Consider the following 1,833-nt stretch of genomic DNA (forward strand, 5'->3'; position numbering starts at 1 on the left):
AATCACTAATGCCAAATCGTATATATTGCCCTTTTTGTCAAGTACAATTTATACCAAATTAGATGAGCTTACCCTGATTGTCCAGTACTCGAAAGCTCTCGTGAGGTGCGCATTGCGCACCCTACAGCTACTGTTGGTAAGCTGAGGCGTATCTAAATTTTACAGTCAAGTTTGATGAAGTTTTTGTGGGGTGGGCGGGACGCCCGCCCAAAAATATAATTTAGATGCCCAACAGCTTAGTTATGAATGGGTTTTAAAGAATGGAAAAATAAAACAATGGCAAAACAGCAAGGAAATAGCATAAAATCAAAGAGTTATCGCTACTTGTGGCTGCTTTTTTTGTGTCTGAGCTTTCTGTTAGTTCCGCTCATCAAAAAAATAGTGGCTGATACGCCATTTCCCCCACCCGCTCCTATTGAAAATAATGCTACTTTTGGAGCGAGGATTCAAAGGACGATGGGGCTACTTGCGACAAGCACTCCAACAGAACGCCGCCAAGTGCGTATCCTATTTTACGGTCAATCCATCACTGAGCAAGATTGGTGGAAAGATGTAGTAAAGGATTTGAAACAGCGATTTCCCAATGCAGATTTGATTGTGGAAAATCGGGCAATCGGAGGATTTTCAGCCCCGATTTTAATCCGTCCCACCGAACACGATTTGTATCCTTTTTATCCAGACTTGCTCATTTTTCACGTCTATGGAGGCGGTGAAGATTACGAAGCCATAATTGCCAATATCCGCCACCGCACTGCTAGCGAAATACTCTTGCATTCAGACCACATCGACTGGATGCCGACAGGCAACAGCGACGATCCAGGACAAATAAACAGATACGAATGGCACAACACTCATTCTACTCAATGGCTGCCTGAGTTAGCCGATAAATACGGCTGCGAAATCGCCGAAATTCGCGAACCTTGGCGCAGGTATTTGAAAGATAATCGCTTGCAGCCACAACAGCTATTAAGGGATGAAATTCACCTCAACGATTGGGGAAATTTTCTGCTAGCTGCTCTCATAAAACCGCACCTGCGATACAACCCAAATTCTCTTCAACCGCCGCAGGATTTAGTGAAAACCTATACAGTTGGCAGCGATGTTAAGTGGCAAGATGGCAAGTTGGTTTTAGAATTTGAAGGAAATAGAATAGATGCGATCGCCGATAAAACCTTCAACGGCAAGGCAATTTCTGCTAAAATTGCGATCGACGGCAAAAAACCCTCAGAATTTCCTGAACTTTACAGCATCACCAGACCTAGCCTTAGTCTTGGCGTCGCTTGGCCGGCTATTCTCCAAGTATCCAGTCAAAAACCGCTAATCGTCGAAGATTGGAAAGCCATAATTACTGAGATTAACAGCGACGCCAGCAAGTTTAAATTTGACGTTGTAGGTTCTAAAACAGGTTACGACGGCAGCGGTAAAAACGACGAAATGTTTGTCTCAAACTCGGGCCGCGTCGCCATAGAATCGAGAAACTGGTGGCTACAAAATGCCTATGAATACTCTAAAAAACCGACGCCTAAAGGCTTTGAGATTTCCTGGCAGGTGCGGCCGATGTTTGTTGATTCATACGTTGCGCCACAAATTGCAGATTCAAGCCGCGAATACCCTACAACACTGGCTCAGAATTTGAGCAACTCCAAACACACCCTCGAAATCGTCCCCGAAACAGATGGGAAAGTTCCAATTCAGGCAATTCGAGTGTATCGCCCTCCTTATATTCCTGAACCATGAATTAGGACTTGCATCCTTTACTAAGTAGGTCGGCGAGAAAAAACAAAACTATGTTAAGATAGATAAAGAAAGATATATCTATAGTGAGGCAACAAA

1 protein-coding gene is annotated in these 1,833 nt (G+C 43.9%); it reads left to right on the forward strand.

Features of this window, described 5'->3' with window-relative positions; genetic code table 11:
- The first annotated feature begins 276 nt into the window (after positions 1-276).
- Positions 277-1,737 (forward strand): SGNH/GDSL hydrolase family protein, encoded by a 1,461-nt coding sequence (locus QUA78_RS32445; RefSeq protein WP_333399259.1) that lies wholly within the window; start codon positions 277-279, stop codon positions 1,735-1,737.
- Positions 1,738-1,833: the final 96 nt, after the last annotated feature.

It is taken from the genome of Microcoleus sp. K4-B3 (genome assembly GCF_036704615.1).
GTDB lineage: Bacteria > Cyanobacteriota > Cyanobacteriia > Cyanobacteriales > Microcoleaceae > Microcoleus.